The 21802-nt window shown below is 70.8% G+C and carries 20 protein-coding genes and 1 pseudogene; 10 read left to right on the top strand and 11 right to left on the bottom strand.

Annotated elements, in window-relative coordinates; genetic code table 11:
* The first annotated feature begins 139 nt into the window (after positions 1-139).
* The 6 genes from ACWGI6_RS23630 to ACWGI6_RS23605 all read left to right on the top strand — a co-directional run bounded on the left by ACWGI6_RS23630 (position 140) and on the right by ACWGI6_RS23605 (position 4648).
* Complete coding sequence (locus ACWGI6_RS23630; RefSeq protein WP_453269359.1) at positions 140-580, top strand: DUF6278 family protein; 441 nt, start codon at positions 140-142, stop codon at positions 578-580.
* A 176-nt stretch (positions 581-756) separates the two neighbouring features.
* The gene (locus tag ACWGI6_RS23625; RefSeq protein ID WP_453269358.1) at positions 757-1500 is read left to right on the top strand and encodes an amino acid ABC transporter ATP-binding protein; all 744 of its coding nucleotides are present in this window, start codon (positions 757-759) and stop codon (positions 1498-1500) included.
* Between the two features lie 14 nt (positions 1501-1514).
* A complete protein-coding gene (locus ACWGI6_RS23620; protein WP_453269357.1) occupies positions 1515-2444 on the top strand; it encodes a glutamate ABC transporter substrate-binding protein in 930 nt (309 codons plus the stop codon).
* 19 nt (positions 2445-2463) lie between these two features.
* Positions 2464-3108 carry an amino acid ABC transporter permease gene (locus ACWGI6_RS23615; protein WP_453269356.1) on the top strand — a complete coding sequence of 215 codons (645 nt, stop codon included), beginning with the start codon at positions 2464-2466 and terminating at the stop codon, positions 3106-3108.
* Positions 3105-3968, top strand: a complete 864-nt coding sequence (locus tag ACWGI6_RS23610) for an amino acid ABC transporter permease (protein ID WP_453269355.1) — start codon at positions 3105-3107, stop codon at positions 3966-3968. Before ACWGI6_RS23615 ends, ACWGI6_RS23610 begins: the two co-directional genes overlap by 4 nt.
* A 146-nt stretch (positions 3969-4114) precedes the next feature.
* Entirely contained in the window at positions 4115-4648 is a 534-nt protein-coding gene (locus ACWGI6_RS23605) for a hypothetical protein (protein WP_453269354.1), read from the top strand.
* A gap of 156 nt (positions 4649-4804) precedes the next feature.
* On the opposite strand, the gene ACWGI6_RS23600 is transcribed toward ACWGI6_RS23605, so the two are convergent.
* A complete protein-coding gene (locus tag ACWGI6_RS23600; RefSeq protein ID WP_453269353.1) occupies positions 4805-6406 on the bottom strand; it encodes an alpha/beta fold hydrolase in 1602 nt (533 codons plus the stop codon).
* Positions 6407-6725: 319 nt separating this feature from the next.
* On the opposite strand from ACWGI6_RS23600, the gene ACWGI6_RS23595 reads away from it, so the two are divergent.
* A complete protein-coding gene (locus ACWGI6_RS23595) occupies positions 6726-7565 on the top strand; it encodes a class I SAM-dependent methyltransferase (RefSeq protein WP_453269352.1) in 840 nt (279 codons plus the stop codon).
* 57 nt (positions 7566-7622) lie between these two features.
* Here ACWGI6_RS23595 and ACWGI6_RS23590 read toward each other — a convergent pair whose 3' ends face one another.
* A complete protein-coding gene (locus ACWGI6_RS23590) occupies positions 7623-8450 on the bottom strand; it encodes an alpha/beta fold hydrolase (protein ID WP_453269351.1) in 828 nt (275 codons plus the stop codon).
* Between the two features lie 102 nt (positions 8451-8552).
* Between ACWGI6_RS23590 and ACWGI6_RS23585 the strand changes: the two genes are divergently transcribed.
* The gene (locus ACWGI6_RS23585; protein ID WP_453269350.1) at positions 8553-9881 is read left to right on the top strand and encodes an aminotransferase-like domain-containing protein; all 1329 of its coding nucleotides are present in this window, start codon (positions 8553-8555) and stop codon (positions 9879-9881) included.
* Positions 9882-9902: 21 nt separating this feature from the next.
* On the opposite strand, the gene ACWGI6_RS23580 is transcribed toward ACWGI6_RS23585, so the two are convergent.
* From ACWGI6_RS23580 to ACWGI6_RS23555, 6 genes are all read right to left on the bottom strand, one after another.
* Entirely contained in the window at positions 9903-10202 is a 300-nt protein-coding gene (locus tag ACWGI6_RS23580) for a hypothetical protein (RefSeq protein ID WP_453269349.1), read from the bottom strand.
* Positions 10203-10423: 221 nt separating this feature from the next.
* On the bottom strand, positions 10424-11512 hold the full coding sequence (locus ACWGI6_RS23575) for a glutathione S-transferase family protein (protein WP_453269348.1): 1089 nt from the start codon (positions 11510-11512) through the stop codon (positions 10424-10426).
* 76 nt (positions 11513-11588) lie between these two features.
* Positions 11589-12560 (bottom strand): non-homologous end-joining DNA ligase, encoded by a 972-nt coding sequence (gene ligD, locus ACWGI6_RS23570; RefSeq protein WP_393908805.1) that lies wholly within the window; start codon positions 12558-12560, stop codon positions 11589-11591.
* 52 nt (positions 12561-12612) lie between these two features.
* On the bottom strand, positions 12613-14889 hold the full coding sequence (locus ACWGI6_RS23565) for an MMPL family transporter (protein ID WP_453269347.1): 2277 nt from the start codon (positions 14887-14889) through the stop codon (positions 12613-12615).
* A 123-nt stretch (positions 14890-15012) separates the two neighbouring features.
* Entirely contained in the window at positions 15013-15651 is a 639-nt protein-coding gene (locus tag ACWGI6_RS23560; protein ID WP_453269346.1) for a class I SAM-dependent methyltransferase, read from the bottom strand.
* Between the two features lie 9 nt (positions 15652-15660).
* Positions 15661-16149, bottom strand: a complete 489-nt coding sequence (locus tag ACWGI6_RS23555; protein WP_453269345.1) for a hypothetical protein — start codon at positions 16147-16149, stop codon at positions 15661-15663.
* Between the two features lie 201 nt (positions 16150-16350).
* Between ACWGI6_RS23555 and ACWGI6_RS23550 the strand changes: the two genes are divergently transcribed.
* Positions 16351-17088, top strand: a complete 738-nt coding sequence (locus ACWGI6_RS23550) for an SDR family NAD(P)-dependent oxidoreductase (RefSeq protein ID WP_453269344.1) — start codon at positions 16351-16353, stop codon at positions 17086-17088.
* Between the two features lie 271 nt (positions 17089-17359).
* Here ACWGI6_RS23550 and ACWGI6_RS23545 read toward each other — a convergent pair whose 3' ends face one another.
* Entirely contained in the window at positions 17360-18235 is an 876-nt protein-coding gene (locus ACWGI6_RS23545; RefSeq protein WP_453269343.1) for a polysaccharide deacetylase family protein, read from the bottom strand.
* A gap of 195 nt (positions 18236-18430) precedes the next feature.
* Between ACWGI6_RS23545 and ACWGI6_RS23540 the strand changes: the two genes are divergently transcribed.
* Complete coding sequence (locus ACWGI6_RS23540; RefSeq protein ID WP_453269342.1) at positions 18431-20362, top strand: APC family permease; 1932 nt, start codon at positions 18431-18433, stop codon at positions 20360-20362.
* On the opposite strand, the pseudogene ACWGI6_RS23535 reads toward ACWGI6_RS23540, so the two are convergent.
* A pseudogene (locus ACWGI6_RS23535) lies at positions 20352-20765 on the bottom strand (ionic transporter y4hA); the annotation flags it as partial. The gene ACWGI6_RS23540 and the pseudogene ACWGI6_RS23535 sit on opposite strands and share 11 nt — an antisense overlap.
* A gap of 175 nt (positions 20766-20940) precedes the next feature.
* Positions 20941-21684 carry a hypothetical protein gene (locus tag ACWGI6_RS23530; RefSeq protein ID WP_453269341.1) on the bottom strand — a complete coding sequence of 248 codons (744 nt, stop codon included), beginning with the start codon at positions 21682-21684 and terminating at the stop codon, positions 20941-20943.
* Positions 21685-21802: the final 118 nt, after the last annotated feature.

The raw sequence follows: 21802 nt of genomic DNA, 5'->3' as shown, positions 1-21802 counted from the left end.
GTTCCTGGGGGTTCAGCAGATCCGATCCGAGCGCCATGAAGTTAGGGACGTGAAGGGGAAGCGTCAAGGTGACGAACGGGGTACGAGTGCGCCGCGCGCCTGTGGCCGCGACCACAGGTCGGATGGGACCCTGCAGACCATGAACATGTCTTTCCTGGACAGGTGGCGCAAGCGGCAGCATGCACACCGGTCCGTGCCGCTCGCGGAGTCGGTGCGCGCCGATCCCGAAAGTGTCGTGGAGCTGCTGTCCGAGTGCGAGCTGCTGCGGGCCCAGGCCGCCACCGCGGGCGTGGAACTGGACGACTCCGTACGGTCGTTGGAGGCGCTGGACCAGGTGCAGCCCGTATGGCGGGACGACCCGGAGGTGCTGCCCTGGCTCGGCAACGACGCCGGTCTCTACCTCGGCACGGTGCTGGTCCGCACGGTACGCGGCGCCGTCTGGCACGTATGGCCGGACGGGCAGCCGGTGGTCCGGCTGGAGTCCGGGCGGGAGATCGATGTGGTGACCATGGGCCATGAGTGGGCCGACATCGGCGCGCCCGAGTTGTCGCAGGTCTACGCCGAGGTCTCCGAGACCTGACATCCGGTCGCGAGCCCGGGGCAGCCGCCCCGCACCGCCCTCGCGGCAGGTTCATCCGTAACCCTGATTTATCCGCCCATCTCCGTGCATACGTGCGTGTCAGGGAAGAAGCGCCCTATTCCCCCCGGTAGGTTGCGGGCTCTCCGCTGTACGGATGAGAGTGGGCAGGTCTGCATATGGCCGGTGATGCGCTGATTGAACTGCGCGGGGTCAACAAGCACTACGGAAAGCTGCATGTCCTCAAGGACATCGACCTCACCGTCGGCCGCGGGGAGGTGGTCGTGGTCATCGGGCCCTCCGGGTCCGGGAAGTCCACCCTGTGCCGGGCCATCAACCGCCTGGAAACCGTCGAGTCGGGCGCCATCGAGCTGGACGGACAGCCGCTGCCCGAAGAGGGCCGCGCGCTGGCCCAGTTGCGTGCCGAAGTCGGCATGGTCTTCCAGTCCTTCAACCTCTTCGCCCACAAGACCGTGCTGGACAACCTGATGCTGGCGCCGATGAAGGTCCGGAAGAAAAAGAAGGACGACGCCGCGCGGCGCGCCCGTGAACTCCTGGACCGGGTGGGGCTCGCCGACCAGGCCGACAAATATCCGGCGCAGCTCTCCGGCGGTCAGCAGCAGCGCGTCGCCATCGCCCGCGCACTCGCCATGGACCCCAAGGCACTGCTCTTCGACGAACCGACCTCCGCCCTCGACCCGGAGATGATCAACGAGGTGCTGGAAGTGATGCGGCAGCTCGCCCGGGACGGTATGACGATGGTCGTGGTCACCCATGAGATGGGCTTCGCCCGCTCCGCCGCCAACCGTGTGGTGTTCATGGACGACGGCCGCATCGTCGAGGACCGCACCCCCGAGGACTTCTTCACCGCGCCGCGCAGCGAACGGGCGAAGGACTTCCTCTCCAAGATTCTCAAGCACTGAACGGGGGCGCCGTGATGCCGCACAGCCACTCCTCGCCCCTGCGTCGTGCCCTCGTGGCCGTCGTGCTCACCGTGCTCGCACTGGCCCTCGCCGGCTGCGGCCGCGAAGGCAGCCCGCCGGTCAAGGGCCCCAAGGGCAGCGAACTGCCCCAGTACCCGGTCGCCAAGCACTTCTCCCTGCCCGGCTCCCCGACCTGGGTGAAGGCCAAGCGCCGCGGCAATCTCGTCATCGGCGTCAAGGAGGACCAGCCCTACCTCGGCGAGAAGGACCCGGCCACCGGCCAGTACACCGGCTTCGACATCGAGATCGCCAAGATGATGTCCGCCGCCCTCGGCTTCCCGCCGCACACCATCGAGTTCAAGACGATCGCCTCCGCCAACCGCGAGACGGCCCTGCAGAACGGCCAGATCGACCTCTACGTCGGCACCTACACCATCAACGACAAGCGCAAGAAGCTGGTGGGCTTCGCCGGGCCCTACTACATGGCCGGCCAGGCGCTGCTGGTGCGCACCGACGAGAACGACATCAAGGGGCCGCAGGACCTGGCCGGCAAGCGGGTCTGCTCGGCGGCCGGCTCGACGCCGTACCAGCGCATCCAGGCCGATTACCCCAAGGCCGTGCTGGTCGCCTACGACACCTACTCGGTGTGCGTCGACAACCTGCTCACCTACCAGGTCGACGCGGTCACCACCGACGACGCGATCCTGCTGGGCTACGCCGCCAAGGTGCCCGAGGAGCTGAAGGTGGTCGGCAAGCCGTTCTCCGAGGAGCCGTACGGCATCGGCGTCCCCCGGGGCGACAACGCGCTGCGGTTCGCGCTGGACGACGCCCTCGCCGCGAACGAGAAGAACGGCAACTGGAAGAGGGCGTACGACGCGACTCTCGGCCTGTCCGGAGTGCCCGCCCCCGAGCCGCCCCCGATCGACCGCTACCGGGCGACCTGAGCCGCGAAGGAACTGACCGATGAACGTTCTCCTCGACAACCTCTCCCTCTACGGGCAGGGCCTGCTGGGCACCGTCGAACTCACCGTCTTCGCCTCGCTGCTCGCGCTCGTCCTCGGTTTCCTGATGGCCGCGTTCCGGGTGGCGCCGGTCGGCTCGCTGCGGGCCTTCGGCACGGCATGGGTGACGGTGCTGCGCAATACGCCGCTGACGCTGCTGTTCTTCGCGGTGGTGCTGGGCCTGCCGCGCTTCGGCGTCGTCCTGCCCTTCAAGCTGTTCGCGATCCTCGCGCTGGGCTGCTACACGTCCGCCTTCATCTGCGAGGCGGTGCGCTCCGGCATCAACACCGTGCCGGTCGGGCAGGGCGAGGCGGCCCGGAGTCTGGGCCTGACCTTCCCGCAGACCCTCGGTGACATCGTCCTCCCGCAGGCCTTCCGGTCCGTCATCCCGCCCATCGGCTCCACACTGATCGCGCTCGCCAAGAACTCCGCGATCGCCGGTGCCTTCAGCGTCGTCGAGCTGCTCGGGGTCTACAAGCCGCTCAACGAGAAGGGCTACAGCATCATCTGGACCTTCGTGTGGATCGCCGTCGGCTATCTGATCGTCACCCTGACCATCAGCGCGATCTTCAACGTGCTGGAGAAGCGCTTCGGAGCCGCCCGATGACCACCGCCCTCTACGACGTCCCGGGCCCGCGGACCAGGCAGCGGCACCGGCTCTACGGCCTGGTCTCGACGGTGGTGATCCTCGCCCTGATCGGCTGGATCATCTACCTCCTCTTCGCCACCGGCCAGTTCACCGCGGCGAAATGGACTCCCTTCACCTACAAGGGAATTCAGGAGCTTTTGCTGCGGGGCCTCGGCAACACCCTGAAGGCCTTCGCCCTCGCCGCGGTGCTGTCGCTGGCGCTGGGCGGGGTGCTGGCGACCGGCCGGCTCTCCGCGTACCGGGTCGTGCGCTGGGTGTGCACGCTGCTGGTGGAGTTCTTCCGCGCGATGCCCGTACTGGTCATGATCTTCTTCATCTACGTGGCGCTGAAGGCGGAGCCGCTGATCGCCCTGGTCGCCGGACTGACGCTCTACAACGGCTCGGTGCTCGCCGAGGTCTTCCGTACCGGCGTCAACTCCGTCGACCGCGGCCAGGGGGAGGCCTCCTACGCACTGGGCATGCGCAAGACGCAGGTCATGACGCATGTCCTGGTGCCGCAGGCGGTGCGGGCGATGCTCCCGGCCATCATCAGCCAGCTGGTGGTCGCCCTGAAGGACACCTCGCTCGGCTACCTCATCACCTACGAGGAGTTCCTGCACGCCGGCAAGCTGATCGCCTCCAACCTCGACTACGACCTGCCGTTCATCCCCGTCGTCATGATCATCTCGCCGATCTACATCGGGATGTGCATGCTGCTGTCCTGGCTGGCCAACTGGGTCTCCAAGCGTCAGCGGCGCAACCCCAAGGTGGAGGCCGTCGAGGTGGCCGCCCCGGAACCGGGCACCTTGCTGCCGGGGAGCCATCAACCGCCGACGTGAGGGCTCCCCCCTCCGGCGGAGGAAGGCAATGCCCGGGTGCCCTCCGGGCATGAGGGAGCGTCAGCCGGCAGCGCGATGTGGCGTTACGGGGCCCCGTGGAACCGTGTCGGTGAGCACTTTCCCGACCCCCTGTGGAGGCACACGTCATGTCCGCAAGCACCGTCCCGCACGAGGCCGCGGCCGCCGAAGTCCCGCGTCCGTCACTCCGTGCCCGCCGCGCCGCCCACGCCTCCGCGCTCTCCGCCACCCTGGGCTTCATCCCGCTGCACGCCGTATGGGCGCTGGGCATTCCCCTCTGGGCCGACGAGGAGAAGTTCAGCGACTGGTACGCCCTCGGCGGCGGTCCCTATCTCTTCGTGCTCAGCGCACTGGCCCTGTTGGCCGGTGTCCTGGCGCTGAGCCTGGTCCGGCCCTGGGGGCTGGTCTTCCCGAACCGGCTGCCGTTGGTCGGGGGCCGCAGAGTCCCCCGCCGGACGCTGGCCGGCACGGCGTACGTCGCGTCGGCCGTCCTGCTCCTCTACACCGCCTGGGCCGCCGTACAACTGCCCCTCCACTTCGGCGACGACGGCGTCTTCAGCCCCTGGATCGTCGTCTACGGGATCCCTCAGTTCCTGGTCTGGGGAATCGGCCTGCTCCTCGCCGCGCAGTCGTACCGTGCGCGGACGGCGGCGGTGCGATGACTCGGACGGCGGGGGAGCGGTGACGAGGAGGGCGCCGCGGCGATGACGCGGCAGGGCCGGGGAGCGCGGACGACGGGGCGGAGGACTCTGCTCCGGCGTCTTGCGAGGCACCGCGTCGTACGCCGCGGTGCCTCGCCCCGATCCCTCAGACGGTCGCTACTCGCGCACCGGCACCGAGACATACGACGGATCGTTCGCCGGGGAGGAGAACGTCAGCCGGGCGCCGCTCGGATTGTGCTCGATGTACAGCGGGTCGACGGTGTCCACGACCACCGCGAGCCGGTGGCCGGCCGGGACGTCGTAGGCCGTGGAGAACAACTCCAGGTCCACGCCGAAGGGCTGGTTCGGCGTCTTGCCGTGGAAGGTGTACGGGGCGTGGGTGACCAGCTTGCCGATGCCGAGCGGGCCCACGTCGTAGAGGTAGGCGATGGCGGTGCCGCTCTCCGCGGTGCTGGTCATGGTGGTGTGCAGCCGTGTGGTCCCCCTGACCCGCTGCCCGGTCCCGTAGCGCTCGGACTGCCAGACGGCGGCCAGCGGGCGCGGCAGCAGCGGGATCGAGGCCATCGGCGGCAGCCGGAGGAACTGGTCCAGCATGCTGGAGAGGAAGATCAGCCCGCCGTCGGCGCCGGAGTCCCAGTTGGTGTGGATCTGCTTGCTGCCGCCCAGCTCGATCTTCCGCTGCGTGGACGCCACGTCCTGCCAGCTCTTGTAGCCCTCGTACGCGCCGGTGGAACGGGACTTGAGCAGCACCGGCGACTCGCGGTCGATGCCGTTGTCCGCGCCCTTGAGGTAGTGGTCGAACCACCGCTGGGTGTTGGTCCAGGTGTCGTTGGGCAGCCCGAACAGCCCGAGTCCTTCGGCCGTCGCATGGTCACCCGGGCGGAACTCCAGCCGCTTGGGGCCCTTCAGCTTCTCGTAGAAGTCGGCGTACTCGTTGGGCGGGAAGAGGGAATCGCCCCATGCGTTGCCCAGCATGATGGCGGCGCCATTGGCGTTGATCTTGTTGAGATAGGTGGCGGGGGAGCGCTTCCGCCCCCACGCGATCATGTCCTGTTCCTTGGCGAGATTCGAGGAGAGAAAGTCCTTGAGGATCGTGCGGAGTTCGGGGCTGGGGCGTCCCGTCAGCTCGCCCGTCCCGCCGAGCATCGCCGCCGCCTGCCGGTGCTGGGTACGGCCGCTGTAGATCGAGCCGATGAGATCGCCCCAGCCGCTGAGCGCCGCAACCACCTTGATCCGCTTGTCGAACGCGGACGCCAGCAGGCTGATCCCGGCACCGTAGGACACCCCGCCCATGCCGACCTTCTGCGGATCGGCCGGTGTGTGGGCCAGCGCCCAGTCGATGACTTTCGACGCATCGGCGACGTCCTTCGGACCGGCGGTATCGATCTGTCCGCCGGACTGCCAGAAGCCGCGTGAGTTGTATCCGACGACGACATAGCCCGCGTCGGCCAGCTTCTTGGCCTGCGCCATGTACTCGATCTGCGGCATCGACCAGCTGGTGGGCAGCACGATGACCGGGTAGCGCCGGGTGCCGTCGGCACCGGCCGGAGTGAAGACGTTCGCCTTGAGGGTGGTACCGCCGTCGCCCTCGATGTCGACGAACCTCACGGAGGAGGCGCCCGATGCTGCTGCCGTGGGGGCTGATTCCGGCGCCGCCGCCTCGGCGGTGGCCGGCGCGCCGGCGAGAACCGTGGTGGCGAGTGCCGCCGCGGAGACGGTGCTGACCGCGGCGCGCAGAGTCGTACGGGAGGGCCTCATCTGCTGCTCCAGATCTCGATGCGGGCCGGCCGCACGCTGTCCGGAGACAGGAGGGGCGTACGGCGACCCGATGTGACTGGAGAGTAAGGTCCGCTTCTTACCTGAGGTAACCCATCGGTAGGTTACGGCTGAGTAACGCCCTTGGGAACATGGGGAGTCGGTGGTGCGGGAGCCGGTGGGGGGTCGGCGAGGATGGTGCCGGTCGTGGCGGTCACCGGTCGCCGCAATCGAGTTGCCGAGCCGGTTGCCGGACCGAGGCGTCAGGCCGAGGCGCCGGACCGAGGTGCCGGTCGTGTTGCCGGCCGGGGGAGGGGGAGCGGTGCCTGAGACGCCGTTCGATGAGAGTGAGCGCCGGGCCTGGGCGGGGAGCGCGGCCGCGTACGAGGCCGGATTCGGCAGGCTCTGCGCCCATCCGGTCCCGCAGTTGCTGGACGCCGCGGCGGTGGCCGCGGGCTTGCGGGTGCTCGACGTCGGGACGGGGACGGGTTCGGCCGCCGCGGCGGCCGGTGCGCGCGGTGCCCGGGTCGTTGCCGTGGATGCCGAGCCCGAAATGGTCCGGCGCGCCGCCCGGGCCGTCCCCGACGGGTGCGTCCATCTCGCCGCGCTACCGCAACTGCCCTACAAGGACGGACAGTTCGATGCCGTCGTCGGCAACTTTGTGGTCAATCACGTGGGACGGCCGCGGGCGGCCCTCGACGAGCTGCGCCGGGTGACCCGGCCGGGCGGCCGGATCGCACTGACGCTCTGGGCGGCCCCCGCCGCGCCGGGGCAGGCGTTGCTCGGCCGCGCCGTACAGGCGGCCGGTGTGACCCGCCCGTCGTTTCTGCCCGCGCTCGCCCCCGAGGGCGACTTCCCGCGCACCGAAGCCGGCCTCGTCGGCCTGCTGCGGGGCGCGGGGCTGGCGGACGCGGCCTGCCGTCCGCTGTCCTGGGACCACCGCACCACACCGGAGGAGTGGTGGAGCGGCCCGGCGGCAGGAGTGGCGACCATCGGCCGGATCGTCCTCGGTCAGGGGGCGGCCGTGGCCGAGCGCATCCGCCGGCAATTCGTCGTGCTGGCACAGGAGTTCACCGACGGAGACGGCCGGCTGGTGCTGCCGCACACGGCGCTGCTGGCGTCCGGGCGGGTGACCGGGCCCGGCCCGGCCGTCATGCGATGACCCGGGGGTCTCCGGGGCCCGGCCACCAACACCGTCGGGTGCGGGCCACGGTGGTGCTCAGCCTTGCGGCGCGGCCGTCGTCGCGGTCTTCGGCAGCGAGCGGAGGAACGCGTCCAGCGCCGCGTTGAAGGCGTCCGGCCGCTCCAGATTCGGCATATGGGCCGCATGTTCAATGATCGTCAGCCGGGAATCCGGGATGCGCTCGTGGATGTCGCGGGCGTCGCTCACCGGGGTGTACGCGTCCTCCGTGCCGACCACCACCAGAGTCTGCACCGCGATGCGCGACAGCAGCTCGGTGTAGTCGGGGCGCTCGGCGCGGCCGCGCAGTGCGGCAGCCGCACCTTCGGGGGCCGTGGTGGTCATCATTCCCAGGACGTGCGCGGCGACGTCCGGCCGGGAGGCAATCGTGTGCGGGGAGACCATCTTGTCCAGCACCTCGTGCGCATAGCCGTCCATGCCCTCGCGGAGCAGGCGCTCCGCCATGTCGTATCGCGCGGTCCTGCCGTCCTCGGTCTCCGCCGCGGCGAAGGTGTCGGCGAGCACCAGGCCCCGGATCCGTTCCGGGAAGAGCCGGTAGCACTCCATGACGATCTGGCCTCCCATGGAGAGGCCGCCGAGGACACAGCGCTCGATCCCGAGATGGTCGAGCAGGTCGATGACGTCCCGGGCGAACGTCGCCAGCGGGGTCTTGCCGGGGACCACCGTGCTGTCGCCGTAGCCCCGGAGATCCGGGACGATCACCCGCCGGCCGGCCCGGCTGAAGTGCTCGGTCTGCGGGCGCCACATCGAACGGTTGAAGGGGTGCCCATGAATGAGCACCAGCGGCTCGCCGCTGCCCTCGTCCTCGTACCCGACAGTGATCTCTTGGTGAACGACCGATCCCATGGGGCGCGTCTCCTCTGCAGTGGCTTGACTCCTCGATGCTATAGAGGGCAATCTCTCGGCACAATGTTAATAATGCACTCGGTGCAATGTGGGAAGTGACCAATGGACGACTATCGCGCGATTGCCGATGAACTCGCGGCCGACATCGCGGCCGGCCGGATTCGCCCCGGGGACCGGCTGCTGCCGCTCCGGAGGTTCGCCAGGAACCGGCGCATCGCCAGCTCGACGGCGGCCCGGGTGTACCGGGAATTGAGCCGACGCGGTCTGACGGTGGGGGAGGTCGGCCGCGGTACTTTCGTCCGCACCGCCGAACCCCCGGCCGAGCCCGCCCTGGCCGAGCCGGGCGAGGCCCGGGTCGACCTGGAGCTGAACTTCCCCGTTCTGCCGGACCACCCCGCGCTCCTCGCCAAGAGCCTGGAGCATCTGCTGCGCCCCGACGCCCTGGCCGCGGCGCTCCGTCCGGTGGGCGCCGTCGGCACGGCCGTTGCCCGCCGGACCGCGGCCGCCCACCTCGCCCGCGCCGACTGGGCGCCGGACCCCCGGCAGCTGCTCTTCGCGGGCAACGGCCGGCAGGCGATCGCCGCGGCGATCGCCGCGCTGGTCCCGGCGGGCGAGCGCCTGGGCGTCGAATCGCTCACCTACCCCGTCGTGAAGGGCATCGCGGCCCGCCTCGGCGTCACGCTCGTCCCCCTCGCCATGGACGAGCACGGTCTGACCCCCGATGCGCTGCGGGCCGCCGCTCCGCTGCGCGCCGTCTATCTCCAGCCGGCCCTGCACAACCCGCTGGGCATCACCATGCCCGACCGGCGTCGCACGGAACTCGCCGCAGTTTTGCGGGAGTTGGGCATCCACGCCATCGAGGACGCCATCTACGGATTCCTCCGCAACGACCTGCCGCCCCTCGCGGCCCTCGCGCCGGAGCGCACCGTGGTCGTCGACAGCCTGTCCAAGCGGCTCGCGCCCGGACTGTCGCTGGGCTTCCTCACGGTGCCCGCGGGCGCCACCCAGGACTTTGCGACGGCCCTCAGGTCGGGGACCTGGGCGGCCTCCCGCTTCGCGCTCGACGCGGCCACCCGCTGGATGGCCGACGGCACCGCGTCGGCCATCGAGGAGGCGAAGCGCGACGATGCCGCCGCACGCCAGCGGATCGTCACCGAAAGACTTGCCGGCTTCCGGGTCCGGGCCGACCCGCAGGCGTATCACTGCTGGTGGGAACTGCCGGACCCGTGGCGGGCCGACACCTTCGTCGCCGCCGCTGCTCGTCGCGGCATCGCGGTCACACCGTCCGGGGCGTTCGCCGTCGGTCCGGGCCATGCGCCCAACGCCGTACGTCTGGCGCTCGCCTCGCCGTCCGTCGGCACCTTGGCCGAGGCGCTCGATGTCCTGGCCGGGCTGGCGCAGGGGGCGCCGGAGGACACCGCGCCGGAGTGAGGGCAGCGCCCGGGGCGCGGTTCAGGTGCCGCTCATCAGCTCCCCGAGTCCGGTGCGCAGGTCCCTCGCGTTCATCACCGGCTGGAGCGAGACCTTTGCGTGCAGGTCCATGAAGAACGATTCGAGGAGGGTCGGCATCTGCGATGACTCGCTCATGTCGAAGTAGAAGAAGGCGGTGCGCTCCCCGTCGTCGAGGGTGAAGTAGGCCGCCTCCGGCTTCAGGGCCGCGATGGCCGACTCCATGATCTTCGACAGCTCGCCGTTCTGGATCAGTTCATTGCCTGTCTGGGTAGGTATCCGGGCTTTCAGGACCATCCTCATCGGGTTCACTCCTCGTGTGGAGTGCGTGGATCGTGTGGGGCGGGTGGATCGCCGGGCGGGTGGAGTGCGGCGGCGGACCGGGAGCCCGCGCGTTCGGCGGGTGCGCGGGCAGCCCGGACGCCGGGCTTGTCCTTGTCTGTCCCTGTCTGTTCTCAGGGTCTCATGCTGCGGGAGCGGCGGCCGGATCCGGCCGCCGGCGGACGCGCGGGCAAGGGACCGTTTCAGAAGCCGGCCGGCAGGGGCTCGGGGCGTCCGCTGGGCGGGACCTCCTCGGCCGGCGGTACCGGGCCGGGCGGGGTGCCGTCGCCGAACGGCCGTCCGCCCAACTCCTCGCGGTAGTGCGGGGTCAGCCAGCCGGCGAGGTCCGGTCCGAGCGGGACGACGCCGGTCGGGTTGATGCCCGTGTGCACCCGGTAGTAGTGCTGCTTGATGTGGTGGAAGTCGACGGTGTCGCCGAAGCCGGGGGTCTGGTAGAGGTCCTTGGCGTAGGCCCACAGGACCGGGTCCTCGGCCAGCTTGAACTGGTTGCACTTGAAGTGCCCGTGGTAGACGGCGTCGAAGCGGACCAGGGTGGTGAACAGCCGGATGTCGGCCTCGGTGAGGGTGTCGCCCACGAGGTAGCGCTGGTCGGACAGCCGCTCGGACAGCAGGTCCAGGCGCCGGAACAGGTCGTGGAAGGCGGCCTCGTAATCGCTCTGCCCGGTGGCGAAACCGGCCCGGTACACGCCGTTGTTGACGTCCCGGTAGACGCCCGCCATGACGACATCGATCTCCTCGCGCAGCGGCTCGGGGTACAGATCGGGTGCACCGGGCCGGTGCAGCGCCTTCCACTCCGTCGCGAAGTCCAGGGTGATCTGCTGGTAGTCGTTGGTGACGAGCCGGCCGCTGGGTACGTCGACGACGGCGGGCACACTGACGCCGCCCGGGTAGTCCTTCTCGCGGGCGTCATAGGCCTCGGCGAGGAAGCGGATGCCCAGTACGGGGTCGCGGCCGTCCGGCTCCAGGGTGAAGCGCCAGCTGCGGTCGTCCTGGATCGGGTCGGTGAGGGCCAGCGAGAGCGCGTCCTCCAGGCCGAGCAGCCGTCGGGAGATGACGGCGCGGCTCGCCCAGGGGCAGGCGCGGCTGACCACCAGGCGGTAGCGGCCGGCCTCGACCGGCCAGCCGTCGCGGCCGTCCGCCGTGATGCGGTCCGCGAAGTGGCTCTTGGAGCGCTTGAAGGGCTGTTTTCCGTACGCCGCGTTGCCGTCGGTGGTGCCGTTCGATGCGCTGTCCGTGGTGCCGTCGGTGTTGCTGTCGGTGGGGTGGGGCATCACCGACTCCTTCCGTCTGCCGTTGCTCGGACTCCACGGGGCGAGCCTTCCCGGCGCGGCGCCGGAATCCCCTCGCTCAGCCGAGGTGGGTGAGATCGGGACGCAGCCGGTGCCAGATCGGATGCCGCAGCCGGCCGGCCGAGGTCCAGCCGCTGAGCGTGATCTCGGCGACGAGCCGGGGCTCGGCCCAGTGAGCCGCCGGTGCGTCCACGGGGTTGACGAACGGGGAGTGGTCGAGCGGGATCACTCCCAGGTATTGCGCCAGCTCCTGGCGCTCCCGGTCGGAAAGCCCCGAGCCGACGGAGCCGACGTAACGCAGCCCCGAGGGTTCGGCGATACCCACCAGAACGGAACCCGGCAGGCCGGCCAGCCCGCCATGGCCTTCGGTCCAGCCCCCGATGATCACGTCGAGGGTCAGCAGATGCTTCGTCTTGCGCCACTCGGGTGACCGGACGCCCGGCAGATACGCGGAGGCCAGCCGCTTCGCCACGACACCTTCGAGACCGCCTTGCAGCGAGGCCTCCCAGGCCTGCTGACCGTGGCCCTCCACATACCCGGGCGCCGACCAGCTCGGGCCGCGCAGCCGCAGCCCGGACAGCAGGCGGCGACGCTCGTAATACGGCGCACCGAGCAGCGATCCGTCCAGGTACATGAGGTCGAAGAGGACGAGGTGCACGGGGTGCTCCATGGCCAGCCGGGCCGTGCGGCGGGGGTTCACCACGCCCATCCGGCGCTGCAGCAGCCCGAAATCGGGCCGTCCGCGCGCGTCCAGCACCACCACCTCACCGTCGAGCACCGCGGACCGGCCCCGTAGCTGTTCGCCCAGCGGCGCCAGTTCCGGGTAGGTCGAGGTCGCGTCGTTGCCCGCCCGGGTGACCAGCCGGATCGTGCCGTCGCCAGGAGTGTTGACGATGCAGCGCGCACCGTCCCACTTGGCCTCGAAGGCCCAGGCCGTCTCCTCGTGCTCGGCAGGCAGCGGGCCGACCGTGGCCAGCATCGGCCGGATCACGGGGTACGAGGCCGAGCCACGCTCGGCGGACGGGGCCATATGTCGATGATCGTCGGATCGGGGGGCGCTCGCAGATCGGAGGCGGGACCGGTCAGGCCGGGCCGGCCCCGGGGAGCTGTTCGTCGCCCTCGGTACGCACATGCGGCAGGATCCGGTCCAGCCACCGCGGCGTCCACCAGGCCGCCCGGCCCAGCAGCGTCATCACCGCGGGGACCAACAGCAGCCGGACCACGGTGGCATCGATCAGTACGCTCACGGCCAGGCCGAGGCCCAGCATCTTCACCACGACGTTGTCGCTGACGAGGAACGCGGCGAACACGCTCACCATGATCAGTGCGGCACAGGTGATCACCCGGGCGGTGATCTCCAGCGCGTGCGCCACGCTCGCCTTCGCATCGGCGGTACGCAGCCATGCCTCGTGCACCCGCGAGAGCAGAAAGATCTCGTAGTCCATGCTCAGCCCGAAGACGATCGCGAACATCATCATCGGCACATAGCTCTCGATCGGCACCCGGCCCGAGACGCCGAGCGCCGGACCGCCCCAGCCCCACTGGAAGACCGCCACCACCACCCCGTACGAGGCGGCGATCGACAGGACGTTGAGCACCGCCGCCTTCACGGCGACCAGCACACCGCGGAAGACGATCAGGATGATGACGAAGGCGAGGGCGACGACCACGGCGATGATCAGCGGGAGCCGGCTGGCGACGAGGTCGAGGAAGTCCACCTGGCCGGCGGTCGTGCCCGTCACATAGCCGTGCGCATCGGTGTCCCGTACGGCCTGCGGCAGGAGGCCGTGCTTGAGGCGGTTGACCAGCTCCGTGGTGGCCGCATTCTGCGGGGCCTGGGCGGAGTACGCGGTACCGGTCAGCACCTCGCCGTCCGCGGTGGTCTTCAGCGGGCTGATGAAGGAGGCGCCCGGGACATCCGTGAGCACCTTCTGCGCCTGCGCCGCCAGCATCGGGCGGTCCGCCTGCGGGACGGCGGACTCGTCGAGGACGAGGGTCAGCGGGCCGTTGGAGCCCGGTCCGAACGCCGAGGACATCAGGTCGTAGGCGCGCCGGTCGGTGAAGGACTTCGGGTCGGCGCCGTCGCCGATATGGCCGAGCTGGATCGAGAAGACCGGGAGGGCCAGCACGACGATGACGAGCACCCCGCCCGCCAGGTACCACCACGGGCGGCGCGCCACCCGCTGCGCATACCGGTGCCAGGTGCCGTGTGCCTCCTCGCCCGGTGCGGCGTCCGTCTCGGCGATCGGTCTGCGGACGTGGAGCCGGTCGATGCGGCGGCCGATCAGCCCGAGCAGCGCCGGTACGAGGGTGAGTGCGCCGAGCACGGCGGAGACCACGGTGAGGGCGGCTGCCACCCCCAGTTTGCCGATGAAGGAGAGGCTTGAGACCCAGAGCCCCATCAGCGCGATGATGACCGTGCAGCCGGACACCAGGACCGCCCGCCCGCTGGTGGCCACGGCCTTGCCCGCACCGGTGACCGGGTCCGCGCCGTCCATGAGGTTCTGCCGGTGCCGGGTGATCAGGAACAGTGCGTAGTCGATGCCGACGCCGAGGCCGATCATCGTGGCCAGGGTGGGGGAGACGGTGGCGAAGACGAACGCGGCGGCGAGCAGCCCCAGGCAGGCCAGACCGCAGATGGCGCCGATCAGCGCGGTCAGCAGCGGCACCCCGGCGGCCGGCACGCTCCCGAAGCCCACCAGCAGCACCAGGATCGCCACCGCGAAGCCGATCACCTCGCTGATCAGGTCATTGGGTTCGGGCCGGGCCAGCTCGCCCAGCGGCCCGCCGTACTCCACGTCCACGCCCGCGGAGCGCAGCGGCCGCACCGCCGCGTCGACACCGTGGAGATAGTCCGGGTTGAGGGTGGACGGCTGGACGCCGAACCGCACCGTGATGTACGCGGTGCGGCCGTCGGTGGACAGCGGGCCGACGTTCGGTGTGCCGGGCGGCGGTGTGGCGGGTGGTGTGCCGGGCGGGGGCAGCGGGTTCTGTGCGGAGAGCACCTCCGGCAGTTTGCCCAGGGCGGTGACGGCGCTGTCGATCTGGCTGTGGAATCCGGTCAGCGGCTCGGCCGAGTCGTGCAGCACGACCTGGCTGCTGTAGCCACCGGCCTTCGGCTCGTGCTCCTTGAGGACCTCGCGGCCCTGTGTCGACTGGACACCGGGCAGCGCGAAGTCGTCGGAGTAGTCACCGCCGTACGCGCGTTGGAGCAGCTGGAGTCCGGCCAGGGCGACCAGCCACAGCACGATGACGAGAACGCAGTGACGCGCACACCACTCGCCGGTGCGCCGCAGGGCTCCCTTGGGGCGGCGCGGGGCCGGTGCGGCGGGAGCGCTCGGGGTCTTCGGCAACGACATGCGTGCTCCCGATGCAGGCCGGCGCTCTGGCACATGCGGACACACAGCATTCAACGGCGATTCGGCCGCCGCGGCCTGCCCACAGGGGGAGACGGGTGCCGTCCGAACGGGTGCGCCGCCCCGTCACTCGCCCGTACGGAGCCCGTCCTTGCGGAACACCAGCAGATAGCGCCAGAAGAGCAGCCGGCGGATCCGGCACCCGGGGAGCAGTACGGCGGCCTCCCGGCGGATCCGGGACAGCGGTACGCGCGGCGGTGCGATGGGGGCCTGGACCGGAGCGGCCCCGGCCGGTCGGCATCGCTCCGCGGCGCCGACGGCGAGCCTGGCCACCGCATTCACCGGGGAGGCCAGCAGGCTCCAGGCCCAGTCGGCCGGCGACTTCTCGGGATAGCAGCCCAGGATGACCAGCACCCCGCCCGGCGCCAGCGCCTTGCGCAGTGCGGTGACGGTGTCGAAGGGCATGTGGTGGATGCTCGCCAGGCGGGAGATGAACTCGTAGTGCCCGGCGGGGAGTTCGAGCCGGGTGACGTCCGCGTGCTCGAAACGGGGAAGCGGTCCGCCGTCCGCCCGCTCCCCGGCCGTGGCACGGGCGCGCGCGATGACTTCCGCCGACGGATCCACCCCATGGACGTCGATCCCCAGCCCGGCCAGCCGACGGGCGAAGCGGCCGGTCCCGCACCCCACATCGAGTGCCGTGCGGCACTTCCGCGGCAGGTGTCGTAACAGCAGACGGTGGTAGTGGTCATTGTGGTTGAAGGGCATCGATGGACCCTATGCCGAGCACTCCTTGATGGTCACCGGGCTGCTGAAAACGGTGCCGGTGGAGTGGGACCGGCCCTGGCGGGTGACGGTGGCCGTGTAGCGGATGCGGTAGGTGCCGGGGTCGCACTCGGCGGAGACGCCGTACGAGGTGCCCTTGGCGGTGGCGACCTCGTCCGGGTCGTCGGCCTTGATCCGGGGAGTGACCTCGTACTGGCTGTGCGGCAGGAAGACCCAGGAGTCGCCCCGCTTCCGCTGCAGTGCGGCCTCGAAGACATGCTGGTCGGGGCGCGGATCGCAGACCACCTTCACCGAGCCGCCGACGACCCAGGGCAGATCTCCGCTGTCGTGCACCCCCACCGGGGCGGCGGCGACGGTGTAGGTGCAGCCGCCGACGCTGCGGGACGTCTCGCCGGGAGCCGCGCAGCCCGATGCGCACAGGGCGATGACCGCCCCCGCCGTCAGTGCCGGCCGCACCGCCGTGCCTCGCCGTCCTCGCATGTGGGCCGCCCTTCTCCGTGGTCGTCCGACCGTGCCTGCATCCCGTGTGGCTCCCTACGATTCCTTACGCACGTTCGTGGCACGGCAAGAGGTAAGGACTGATCTGTTGATGAACCATCCCTGTTCGTTCGCTGAGCGCTCGTCGGCCCGCGGCGGTTCCGGCTGTGACAGCCGTCCGCGCGCCGGGGCGGAGGGTGCCCGATGAGCCGGGCGGTGCTGGTGACCGGGGCCTCGCGGGGAATCGGCCGGGCGGTGGCCGAGCTCTTCGCCGCGCACGGGGACCGGGTCGCGCTGCATTACGCGTCGCGGCGGGCGGCGGCGCAGGAGGCGTTCGAGGGGCTGGCCGGGAGCGGCCATGTGCTGGTGCAGGGGGATGTGAGTACCCCGGAAGGGGCGGCGGCGGTCGTCGAGGCGGCGGTGGACGGGCTGGGCGGCGTCGATGTGCTCGTCAACAACGCGGCCGCGAATGTGGCGCATCCGCTGGACCGTACGTCGTTCGAGGAGTGGCAGAGCGCCTGGCGGCAGGTCGTGGACGTGAATCTGCTGGGGGCGGCGCATGTCACCTACCACGCGGCGCGGAGCATGATCGAGCGGGAGGTGGAGGGACGGATCGTCAACATCGGGTCGCGCGGGGCGTTCCGCGGCGAGCCCGATCACCCGGCCTATGGCGCGGCCAAGGCGGCGTTGCATGCGATGGGGCAGTCGCTGGCGGTCCATCTGGCGCCGTACGGCATCGGTGTGGCGTCCGTGGCCCCGGGATTTGTGGCCACCGAGCGGGTCGCCGACCGCCTCACGGAGGACGTACGGCAGCAGAGCCCGTTCGGCCGGGTGGCCACGCCGCAGGAGGTGGCGTCCGCCGTCCGCTATCTGGCCTCGCCGGAGGCGGTCTGGACCTCAGGAACGGTGCTCGACGTCAACGGGGCGTCATATCTGCGCTGAGACATGGTCTCCGCACCGGGAAAGGGGAAGCCCCGGCCGAACGGGGGAATTCGGCCGGGGCGGCTGTGGTGGCGCGGGCGGTGACGGCGAGGCCCCTGGGCCTGCTGCCTGCGGCGGCGGGGCCGGCTTCCCCGGGGAGGGGAGGGCCCTCGGACGCCATCGTGCCGGCGCGCCCGCTTCCAATTGAACGATAAACCATTGAGTCGGATTCCGGCGCATCGGGTGACCGCTCTCACCCGAGGCCGCCGAATCGGTCCGCGCGGTCCCCTCGTCAGGGCTCGATGCGGCTCGGCCGGTACCCCTCGTCCAGCAGGCGCGGCAGATACCACTCCAGCGCCTCGACGGTCTGCCGTCGCTCACCGCCCCCGTCGTGCGACAGGACGATCGCGCCGGGGTGCATCTCCTCCAGGACGGTGTACGCGATGGTCCCGGCCCCCGGGACGGTCCAGTCCTGCGAGTCGACCGCCCAGCCGACGGGGGACATGCCCAGGTCGTTGCAGATGCTCAGGGCAGGGTCGTCCCATTCGCCGTACGGGGCGCGGGCCAGGTCGGGGGCGGTGCCGAGGATGTCCTCGATCAGGCTGCTGGTGCGGCCGAGTTCGCTGCGGACGGCGCCCGGCGGCAGCGTGGTGAGCTGTGGATGGGTCCAGGTGTGGTTGGCGACGGCATGGCCCTCGTCGGCGATGTCGTACAGCAGGCCGGGGAATTCGACGGCGTTCTCGCCGATGACGAAGAACGTGGCCCGGACCTCGTGACGGTGCAGGATCCGCAGGATGTCGGGGGTGTAGAGGGGGTGCGGGCCGTCGTCGAAGGTGAGGTAGATCTCGCGGCGGTCGGTGGACAGGTGGTAGGCGACCTCGGGGTGCGGCGGCGAGGCGCCCGGACCGGAGCGTGAGGTCTCGCCGGCCATCGGGCGGAGCCGGTAGGGCGGCGGGGGCTGCGCCGCACCGGCGGGACCGGCGCCCGGGGGAGGCCCGGCCGGCGTGGTGTGCGGCCGCGGCGGACGGGGCCGGGCGCGGGGCGGCCCGCCGGTCTCCGGAGCGCCGCCGTCGGGCAGGAACAGGCCCCGGCCGACGGAGAGCACGCCGACCACGAACGCGGCCTGCAGGACCCTCCGCCGCGTATTTGTGCGCTTATCGGATGCCATCCTCCACGTGCTCTCACGCGGTCCGCGACGGGAGCGGGAACGACACCGGCACGGGCGGGTTCCGCACCCGATCGGCTCGCACCGACGGGCCGCGCGGACCGCCGCCCGAGAGGGCCGGCCGGCCCCGGCCGCGATGCGTGGCGGCTCCGCGAGCCTCCCTCTGCCCCCGCCGGGCGGCCCATAGTTTGTCCGCCTATGAGCCAATTCTTCAGGCCGAAGCGGATGATGGTGGGCCGTCCGCTGGACAGCGCGCGGCTCGGCGAGACGCTGCTGCCGAAGCGACTGGCGCTACCGATCTTCTGCAGTGACCCGCTGTCCTCGGTCGCCTATGCCACCGAGGAAATCCTGCTGGTCGTCGGCCTCGGCGGGGTCGCTCTGCTCCATCTGACCTGGTACGCCGCGGCCGCCATCGTGCTGGTGCTGGTGGTCGTGGTGGCGTCCTACCGGCAGACCTGTTACGCGTACCCCGGGGGCGGCGGGGCGTACCTCGTCAGCGCGCAGAACCTCGGACGGACCGCGGCGCTCACCGCGGCCAGTGCGCTGCTCGTGGACTATGTGCTGACCGTTGCGGTGTCCGTCGTCTCCGGCGTCGCCGCGATCACCTCCGCGATTCCGGCCCTCGGCGGCCATGACATGGCGCTGTCCGTCGGGTTCGTGGCGCTGCTGGCCCTGATGAATCTGCGCGGCCTACGGGAATCGGGGCGGGTCTTCGCCGTTCCCACCTACGGGTTCGTCTTCTTCATCTATCTGATGTTCGCGTTCGCGGCAGTGCGGACGGCCATCGGCGCGACCCCCCGCGCCGAGTCCGCGGATCTGCCGCTGCACGCCGTATCGCACTACACGGGCCTGGCGTTGGTCCTGCTGGGGATGCGGGCCTTCGCGTCCGGTTGCACCGCACTGACCGGCGTCGAGGCGATCAGCAACGGAGTGCCCGCCTTCCGCAGACCCAAGAGCCGCAACGCCGCCACCACGCTGCTGATCATGGGGTTCTTCTCCGTCACGATGTTCGCCGGGATCACGATCCTGGCCATGCTCTACGACGTTCATGTCGCGGTCACGCCCGCCGAACTGGGGCTGCCGCCCGACACCCCGACCTCCACCGCGCTCGCCCAGATCGGCCGGGCCGCCTTCGGCGAGGCCACCGTGCTCTTCTACCTGCTGCAGGCGTTCACGGCCGGTGTGCTGATCCTCGCCGCCAACACCGCCTTCAACGGCTTCCCGATGCTGGCGTCGATCCTCGCCGAGGACGGCTACGTCCCCCGGCAGCTGCACAACCGCGGTGACCGGCTGGTCTTCTCCAACGGCATCATCCTGCTCGCGCTGGCCGCCATCGGGCTGATCATCCTGTTCAAAGCGGAACTCACCCACCTCATCCAGCTCTACATCATCGGCGTCTTCGTCTCCTTCACGCTCTCCCAGACCGGCATGGTCCGGCACTGGCGGACCGTACTCGCCGAACCGGGGCTGCCCGTCAGGGAGCGGGCCCGGCACCGGCGCTCCCAGGCGATCAACGCGGTCGGCGCGGTACTCACCGGGGTGGTTCTGATCGTCGTCCTGATCACCAAGTTCATGCACGGCGCATGGATCGTGGTGATCGCCATGCCGCTGCTCTTCATGGGAATGCGAGCGGTGCACCAGCACTACGAGCGCGTGGGGCGGGCGTTGGCGATCGCCCCCGGCGCGCGCCCCTGGGAGCCGGCCGGGAACTATGTGCTGGTGCTGGTCAACGCATTGAACGCGCCCACGCTCAAGGCCCTCGGCTATGCCCGTGCGATGCGTCCCACCTCACTGGACGCGCTGATCGTCGCGATCGATCCCGGCGATGTGCGGGGGCTGCGCGAGCAGTGGGACGCCCATGACATCGACGTCCCCCTCCGGGTGCTCAGCTCGCCCTACCGGGACTTCACCCGGCCGGTGATCGACTACATCGTGGATGTCTGTGCGCGGCATCCGGGCGGCGCCGTCACGGTCGTCATCCCCGAATACATCGTCGGGCGCTGGTGGGAACAACTGCTGCACAACCAGAGCGCACTGCGGCTCAAGGCCCGGCTGCTGTTCACGCCGGGCGTGACCGTGGTCAACGTGCCCTACCGGCTCCCGTCCGGCCTCCCTCGCCCTACGGGCTGACGGCCAGCACGATGTACGCGGCCAGCAGGGCCAGATGGACACCGCCCTGCAGCGGGGTGGCGCGGCCGGGGATCACCGTCAGGGTGCCGACGATCACGGTCAGGGCGAGCAGCACCATATGGCTGGCGCCGAGGCCCAGGATCAGGGGGACCGGCAGCCAGACGGTGGCCAGCGCGACCGCCGGGATGGTCAGGCCGATGCTGGCCATCGCCGAGCCCAGGCCCAGATTCAGGCTCGTCTGCACCCGGTCACGGCGCGCCGCGCGGAGTGCCGCGAGGGTCTCCGGCAGCAGGACCAGCAGCGCGATCACGATGCCCACGACAGAGGACGGCAGACCGGCCGCGGCCACGCCCGACTCGATGACCGGTGACACCGCCTTGGCCAGGCCGACCACCGCGATCACCCCACGTCAGGGCCAGCAGCACCACCGCCAGCACCGGCAGCACACCGGTCCAGTGCAGGACGGGTGAGCGGAGGCCGGCGATCATGCCTTTGAGCTTGGCAGAACGGCGGGGCGGCTGCCCGTCGGTGTGCCGGGCGCAGCGGCGGCCGGGGACCGGCCCGTCGGTGTGCCGGTCTCAGGCCGCCGACCGGTGCCCCTTCGGCTCCGCGGCCGTGAGCGCGGCCTTGGTGACATCGGCGACCAGCTCGACGACATCGGGCCCGTAGGCCTGCGAGTTGACCACCTTCAGCAGCAGACAGAACTGGCCGTCCGCGCCGTGCTTACGGGCCAGCCGGGCCCGGTTGCGGACCAGATGGCGGACCGCGGCCCGGTGGGTGACCGGGCGCTGGCCGGCCGCCAGGAACACCGGGCGGTCGCCCTCACCGGCCCTCAGGCGGGCCAGCAGGACATATTCGACCGCGCCGGGCTCCATCCGGTACGTCGAGCCGCTGATCGTGAAGGTGTTGCGGCCCGCGCCGGACTCGTCGCCCGGCTGCACCGCGACACCCGGCAGCAGATTGGCCAGATGGGCCGCCAGCCGGCGGTGCGCGGTCGGGTCGCCGACGCAGAACTCGGTACGCGCCCCGAACCCCTGCAGACCGGTGTCGTGCGGGGCGACCTCGGGGTGCGCACCACAGTTCTCGATCACCGCGGCCAGCCCCAGCAGTGCCAGCGCGTCATGACGGGGGATGCTCCAGTGGGCCGACGAGCTGTCCCGGTGGGTGACCAGCACACACTCCGAACCGTCCGGCAGCCCGAAAAAGCCTTGTTCGCGGGTCATCTTCCGGCGGACCGTCGCCGATTGCACGGCCCAGCCGGCCGCCAGGCCCACGATCAGGGCCACGGCCGCCACGGTCAGGAGGAGCAGGGTGTCGTCCATGGCCGGGGAGCGTAGCGGCTCACCGGGTGTGTGTTCGAGGGCGGGGCGGGGCCGCGGGGCGGCTTGTCCCGGTCCGTACGGGCCTATCGGATCCGTAGTGAAAAGGGCGGCTGATCCC

The sequence above is a fragment of the Streptomyces sp. NPDC054786 genome (assembly GCF_053611685.1).
This window is presented reverse-complemented; position numbering and strand designations above follow the sequence as displayed.